At 53.6% G+C, this 6,376-nt stretch carries 8 protein-coding genes and 1 tRNA gene; 2 read left to right on the plus strand and 7 right to left on the minus strand.

The genetic code is table 11. The annotated features are described in order from the left end of the window. The first annotated feature begins 195 nt into the window (after positions 1-195). Together AB1S50_RS11745 and AB1S50_RS11750 are read left to right on the plus strand one after the other, a co-directional pair. Complete coding sequence (locus AB1S50_RS11745; protein WP_367150909.1) at positions 196-762, plus strand: nitroreductase family protein; 567 nt, start codon at positions 196-198, stop codon at positions 760-762. 224 nt (positions 763-986) lie between these two features. Then, positions 987-1,074, plus strand: a tRNA-Ser gene (locus tag AB1S50_RS11750). 291 nt (positions 1,075-1,365) lie between these two features. On the opposite strand, the gene AB1S50_RS11755 is transcribed toward AB1S50_RS11750, so the two are convergent. From AB1S50_RS11755 to AB1S50_RS11785, 7 genes are all read right to left on the minus strand, one after another. Further along, the gene (locus AB1S50_RS11755; protein WP_367150910.1) at positions 1,366-1,557 is read right to left on the minus strand and encodes a helix-turn-helix transcriptional regulator; all 192 of its coding nucleotides are present in this window, start codon (positions 1,555-1,557) and stop codon (positions 1,366-1,368) included. A gap of 260 nt (positions 1,558-1,817) precedes the next feature. After that, a complete protein-coding gene (locus tag AB1S50_RS11760) occupies positions 1,818-2,456 on the minus strand; it encodes a hypothetical protein (RefSeq protein WP_367150911.1) in 639 nt (212 codons plus the stop codon). Positions 2,457-2,468: 12 nt separating this feature from the next. After that, positions 2,469-2,954, minus strand: a complete 486-nt coding sequence (locus AB1S50_RS11765) for a Lar family restriction alleviation protein (RefSeq protein WP_367150912.1) — start codon at positions 2,952-2,954, stop codon at positions 2,469-2,471. Further along, positions 2,861-4,399, minus strand: coding sequence for a DNA cytosine methyltransferase (locus AB1S50_RS11770; RefSeq protein ID WP_367150913.1), 1,539 nt, complete (start codon positions 4,397-4,399; stop codon positions 2,861-2,863). Before AB1S50_RS11770 ends, AB1S50_RS11765 begins: the two co-directional genes overlap by 94 nt. A 72-nt stretch (positions 4,400-4,471) precedes the next feature. After that, positions 4,472-5,302: a DUF2303 family protein gene (locus AB1S50_RS11775; protein ID WP_367150914.1), complete on the minus strand. Its 831-nt coding sequence runs from the start codon at positions 5,300-5,302 to the stop codon at positions 4,472-4,474. 59 nt (positions 5,303-5,361) lie between these two features. Beyond that, the gene (locus tag AB1S50_RS11780; RefSeq protein ID WP_367150915.1) at positions 5,362-5,718 is read right to left on the minus strand and encodes a hypothetical protein; all 357 of its coding nucleotides are present in this window, start codon (positions 5,716-5,718) and stop codon (positions 5,362-5,364) included. Positions 5,719-5,815: 97 nt separating this feature from the next. Beyond that, positions 5,816-6,268, minus strand: a complete 453-nt coding sequence (locus AB1S50_RS11785) for a hypothetical protein (protein ID WP_367150916.1) — start codon at positions 6,266-6,268, stop codon at positions 5,816-5,818. Positions 6,269-6,376 lie beyond the last annotated feature (108 nt).

The raw sequence follows: 6,376 nt of genomic DNA on the forward strand, positions 1-6,376 counted from the left end.
GGCTGTTGAAAAAGGAGTTTTCATGGGCCCGCTTCCCAAGCAGGGGTGTTCCGGTCGCAAATGAAGCGTGTAGCTGCCTGATTTGAAGGGGAGGGCTTGCGGAACTGCGCTGCAAAGACGGGCTGAGAAAAGCCAGGGAGGGCTTTTTGCACAACCTGTTAGAATCCGCCAACGAATCACAGTTGGGAGAAATTGATGGATGCCCTGACCGCTTTGCATGACCGTGTCTCCATTGGCCTGCTGACCGAGCCGGGCCCGTCAGAGGAACAGCGGCACAACATCTTTCGCGCCGCCCTGCGGGCTGCTGACCACGCTAATCTGCGCCCCTGGCGTTTTATGCTGATAGAGGGCACGGCCAGGGAGCGGCTCGGTGAGATATTGTTGCAGGCCAGTACTCAGGCGAGTGAAGAACCGCTGACAGAGCAGCAGCAGGGGAGAATTCTGGCTATGCCGCTGCGGGCGCCATTGATCCTGGTGGCGATTACCCGTCTGTGTGAACACCCCAAGGTTCCCCACCGGGAGCAGCATATGTCCACTGCCGGCGCGGTGCAGGCCATGCTCACCGCCGCCTTTGCCCAGGGCGTCGGCGCCTACTGGCGTACCGGGGCGCTGGCCTCCAGTCCCCTGGTCACCGCGGGACTGAACCTGGCGGAGAACGAGCGAATCGATGGCTTTATCTACTGTGGAACCCCGCAGAAGCCTCCCCGCAGGGCGCCGGCTCTGGAGGTGGGCGACTTTTTCAGCCACTGGGACCCTCGCTGATCCCGGCCGCCTCTGGCGCTGGTCTTTATCGCCGTTCGGGCTTGCGCCGCGGCTTCTGTTTGTGTAGAGTGCGCCCTCGCTGGGCAGGGCTATGTTGCTGATTGGCAAGGTAATTTTACCCAGTGACAAGCAGCTGCATTAGACATCGACTGGCTCCTCGCGAGAGGGCCCGGAATCCGGCCAAGGCTGGACAGGTGTGCGAGCCGGCAGTGGCAATCAATATGGGTGAGGTGTCCGAGTGGTCGAAGGAGCACGCCTGGAAAGTGTGTATGTCGAAAGGCATCGAGGGTTCGAATCCCTCCCTCACCGCCATTTCTTAAGATAACTCATTGATTTATAAGAATTTTTTATTTCCTTATTCTGTAATCCCCCATTTAGTCCCCCACTTGGTTGATGATAGCACTGTGGTTCGCTTTCCACATTCTCACCAAGCTGGATAGCGACTTGTATTGCTACAACTCAGCCCAAGAGAACTTTATGTACTTCAACAAGGGAAGCCGCAATAGTTAATCGGTGCCCGCGAAATTAAATCCGTGCTTTTCCGCTATCTTAATAAATCACTGGAAATGGATGGTTAGCATTGGTTCATAGAGTTGTATTCGCTTATGCAACCCCGTCAAGTTTTTCCTCTATCCAATGCTCCACTTCTCGGCTATCCCAGCCGACAGCTCCCGGACCTATCCGATACTGCTGAGGGAATTGTCCCTCCTTGGCCATCCGATAAATGCTGCTGCGCTTGTAGCCGGTTAGCCGCTCGACTTCAGGTAGCCGCAAGATGCGGCGAGGCGTTTCCATATTCTCACCTTTTGACGCATAGTAACTGAAAATCCTGTTTTAGAAATTACGGCGCTATAAAACTTGCGCCTATCTTCCAACTGGCCACGGTAAGGGTTGTTTGGGTGTTGGATTTACCATTGGAATAACCTTACCGTAAGGCGTTGCAGGAACTGCTCCACACCTCCTGCAGGACGGGGTGGGTGGATGTATACCTAGCCAGATAGCCGGCACTGTTACAGGGCCACCGCAACGGCTACAGGTTCCTTTCACTATATCTGTCATTGCTTTGTCTCCACTCGCTTAAATTCAATAACCCATACCCAGGGGTTGGCATCCGAACTGCCGTCGCCGTTGATGGAATCCCATAGGGTAAAGAAGGCGAGAACAGGGTGTGAAAACGGACCCATCTCCCCATTGCTCCAACCACACTTGTACGGAGTTATACCTTCCACCTTGGCATCCTCCTCGCTGATGTCTTGCAGTCGCTCCACTCGGATATCAGTAACCTCATCCAGGCCGCGACTCATCCATCGGCACATAAATCGAGCGTGCCTGTACCGGCCGAACTGCGGCGCTGGCGCCGGGCCGTCGGCCTCGTACCAGATTGGTGCGTCCATTGGGATGTCGCGGGGAGGCAGGTGGTCGAGACCGGCAGTTGTGCGCCAGGCTTCGCGCGTCCAGAGTCGGTCGCCTGGTTGGCCGTAGGGGCAGCCGAACCTGGGCATCGCATCGCGCAACAGAAAGTCGGCCGGACCTAAGTTCCAATTTCCATTGATACGCACGCGGCATTGACCGCCCTCGCGCATTTCCGGCTGCGGATTTATCATCCTCCGCGTATTCGTCTTCATGCCTGCCCGGAGAGCACGGATCATCACCGCGCTGTATGGAATCGGGCGCTCTTTAACTTTATCGCTCATGTGCATTTCCACTCAATCTGCATTAGTGCTGGATATTTGGTCGATAACAGCCTTCCCTCTAAGGGGCCTTTCTCTGGATACTTTGGCTAGTCCTTTCCTTACCAGTGCCTTTGCGGTTCCCATTTGTATACGGTTACGGTCATGCTTGGCACTCCCAGATACATAAAAACTGTACCGGACTTCGTTGTAGTCGAGAGAACCATGCTTTTTTAATAATTTGAGTGCGGCTGTCTGGACGCTAGTTAATCCCTTTACGCGTGAATTCCACTTCTCTACCAACAAATCCGTTTCATCGGCTAGCGTGGGTTCTGTGAATACATGGCAACCAGTGCACTCTATCCAATAGCCTCCGTCATAATCATTTAGTTCAGCATCGTCCCCACAAAACGGGCATTGCAAGAGTTTCACGCTACGCTCCTTTCTTGCTCGCGAACGGTTACACCACAATTCGCCCGCACCAGGGCGCGAGCCACAGCTGGGCTGACACTGTTCCCACACATGCGGGTCTGCGCGGTCTTTGATAGGGGTTTGCCCTCGTGAGTGGCGTCTATGATGTAATCCTCGGGAAAGCCCTGGGCGCGGTAGAGTTCACGCGGGGCCAGCATCCGCATCCCAATATCCACGATGCGGTAAGGCTCGCCGTGAACTGTCACCAGACCAAAGCGGTCTTTGCTGGTAACTGTGTGCATGGGTTCATTCAGGTTTGCACCTACTGACTTGCCGAAATATTTCACAAGGAAAGCGCGCACCTCGCCGAAGTGCCCACCCGTGGTGACTGTGTGCATTGGCTCGCGCAAGTCCTGGCCGTCGCAGTTGTTGCGCAGTTTCAGGAGGTGGCTAGTCACCAGCGCGTGGTGATCGGTGGCGGTGACAGTGCTTATCGGCTGCTGCAGGTCGCAGCCTGGGCCGGTGTAGTTGCCGCCGTAATGTTTGGCGAGAAAAGCGGCGCACAGTGCAAAGCGGTTTTCCGTGGTCTGCGTGGCCAGCGGCTGATCCATGGTGCGACCACGAGCTCGGCCCCCTTTATCACCGTAGTAAGGCTGGATATAGGGCGCTACCAGGCAGTGCTCCTGCTTACTGGTGATAGTGGTCAGTGGCTCGTTTAGCCGGTACTGCATACCGTCACCGCCCCAGCCGGTGTGGCCGAGACGCACGATAAAGGGCGCGGGATTGTCGATCACAAATCGCTGGATTCCGCGAGCAATACGGCGCAGGGTGTTTTCTGCCAATGGGCGTTTACGCTCAAAGATGCTTGGACAGGGGATACTCCAGTCAATGCACTCAGCCGCAGTTCGGTAGGGTATCAACCCCTCACCATGAGTAGGCTCGGGCCAGACAATTGGGCGGCCATCGCAACGGGCGACCAGGAACAGGCGCTTGCGAGAAGTGGGGGCTCCGTAATCACAGGCCCGGAGTTCGCGGTGCTCCACCTGGTAGCCAAGGTCAATAAGCTGCTGCTTCCACTGCTGGAATGTTTGGCCCCTGCGCTTTTTACAGGGGCGGCCCGCGGTGTCCAATGGCCCCCAGGTTTGAAACTCCTCGACATTTTCAAGCATGGTGACGCGCGGGCGGACCGTTGCCGCCCAGCGAATAGCTACCCAGGCCAGGCCCCGGATCTTTTTCTCTACGGGTCGGCCACCCTTGGCCTTGGAAAAGTGTTTGCAGTCGGGACTAAACCAAGCGAGCCCAACAGGTCGCCCTTGCGTAACTTTGCGAGGGTCCACATCCCACACACTCTCGCAGTAGTGCCGCGTGTGTGGGTGGTTTGCCCGGTGCATAGCGATGGCTTCTGGATCATGGTTGATGGCAATATCCACCGGGCGGCCGAACCCCTGCTCGATCCCCCCGCTGGCCCCACCACCGCCGGCGAAGTTGTCAACAATTAGCTCGTCGTGAAATTCAAAGCCCATTTGGGGCTCGGCTAATCTACTGCGCTTGCGCACGGCGCTATCCTCGCATGATCGACATATCTTTAAAGCAGGCCCCGTACTGGCGGCCATACTTCCCTAAGCGATTCAAGCCGAAAAACTGCCGATATAAGGCGTGATATTGGCTGGTTTAAATGCAGCTATCAGCATCGCTTGTAGCTCTCTACCCATATCTTCTTGAGCCGCTTCCAGGCGTTTAATCCGGGCAGTCAGTGTGGGGGGTGCATCACGACCAGTGCGAATGGACAAGCGCAGGTCGAAGCTCCGGGAATTCAAGCCGTTGTAAGGGATACATTCAAATCGAAAGCCCGCTGGTAAGCCTTCATCGCTGCGAGCTTCGATTTTTTCCAGAGCACTGCGGCTTGCGCTGAAATCCTGAGTTTCGTGTTCTTCTTTTCTGGATGATTCGATGGTAAGACGCCTTATTGCAGCAACGGCTTTACTATTTGGTATCACCTCACCGCTACTGGAATAGTAAGTAATGCTGTCCGTATAGTCTTCCATGAACTCGGCCATGTACTTCTGATCGCAATGTGAACCGTTCAGTTTCAGTAAGGCTTCAAGCTCTGCGGTCTTGAATAAGCGAAGATTTGCGGTGAAGTCGCCATGGCCGGGTTCCGAAACGCTGCCCAGGTTGAAAACAGCTTGTGCTGCCATGTCTTCAGGATCGATGAAGCAAGCAGATTGATCGCTTCCAAACCCCAGACAATAGGACACAAAATCTTCTAGTGAAGTGGTTTTCATGGACCCACGGTAACGGACGCGACCTGACAGATACTTTTCGAGGTTGTGAATTCTGAATCCATCTGGGGCGGCCATGATTGGTATATCTAATTCAGAATTGCAGATGATAGCCGCCAGTTCTGCGGCAGTTTGCGATTCCTTGATCTCTTGGATTGCGCTTTGATCCATAGTCATTTGCTGTTTTCCTTTAGTGGTCGTGGTGAGAGGTTATTAAAACCAGATTGGCATTTTGGTTACGAATTTCGGATCGGGGTCACATCGCTGTTTATACTTCCTCTCTTGTCGAACATCTGATTCTGCTTTTCAGGGAATAAAGACAGGGCGCCCTTGGTACCGACATACATGGGGGTAGAGGTGGCATTGTCTTCGGAGATAGAGCCGTGATTGGTTGGCTTTTTGTATTTCAGGGTGTGCTCGATTTGAACCTGATGGCTGTTCTTGATTTTCCCCATCTTGAGGGTGATCTGAACTTCACCTTTGCGGTCATAGTCAGTTACCGCAGAGGCAACATCGCTCAAAATGTGAGCAAGCTTTTCTTCAAAGACGCCACCATCAAGTTCTGAAATAAACTGGTTTACGTTAGTGGTCATAAAATGCTCCAATTTGTAAAAAACAGGCCCCGTACTGGCGGCCCTAACGGTTACTGCTGACTGATTGCGCCGGGGCGCTGCATAAAATGGATTACCACTACCGTGAACCAAAATCGTCTTTGACCCTGGTGATTATTTTTCTGTTGGCAGGGATATGGTGTTCACTGTAGGGCGAGGCTTGGTCAAGGTGTTCTTCAAAATATGCGAGGCAGGCTGCAAATCCGCCATTGTCACTTAGCTTGGATAATTCCTTGAAATGGTTCCCGCTCAAAATGAGGCGCAAGCTGTTATCGTCATATGTTGGGGTATAGCCAGTGATGATAATTGCTGTCTCTGGCCCGCTAACAAACAATGGGTTATCGTCAAGTTGCAAGTAGTAGTGTTTGGTTTCGGGCTGGTCTTGTTTCTCAGTAAAACCGCCATTCAACTGGAAAACCCAATTGGCTGCATCTTCTTGGCTTGAGTGATCCGACTCCGGCTCCCACTGACCATCTGGTGTATAGAATCCAACTGTCCAAAGTTCGGATTCCATTTTCTTATAAACGTACATGTCCCTCTCCTTAATTTTAATTACAGCTGAGTTTACTTACCCTTACTGTTACTGCGTTTTTCAATGTCCAGGGTGTTGGTTAAAAATTGCTTGCAAGGGCGTCACCGG

Origin of the sequence: Microbulbifer discodermiae, from assembly GCF_040742695.1 — a bacterium.
Taxonomy (GTDB): Bacteria; Pseudomonadota; Gammaproteobacteria; order Pseudomonadales; family Cellvibrionaceae; genus Microbulbifer.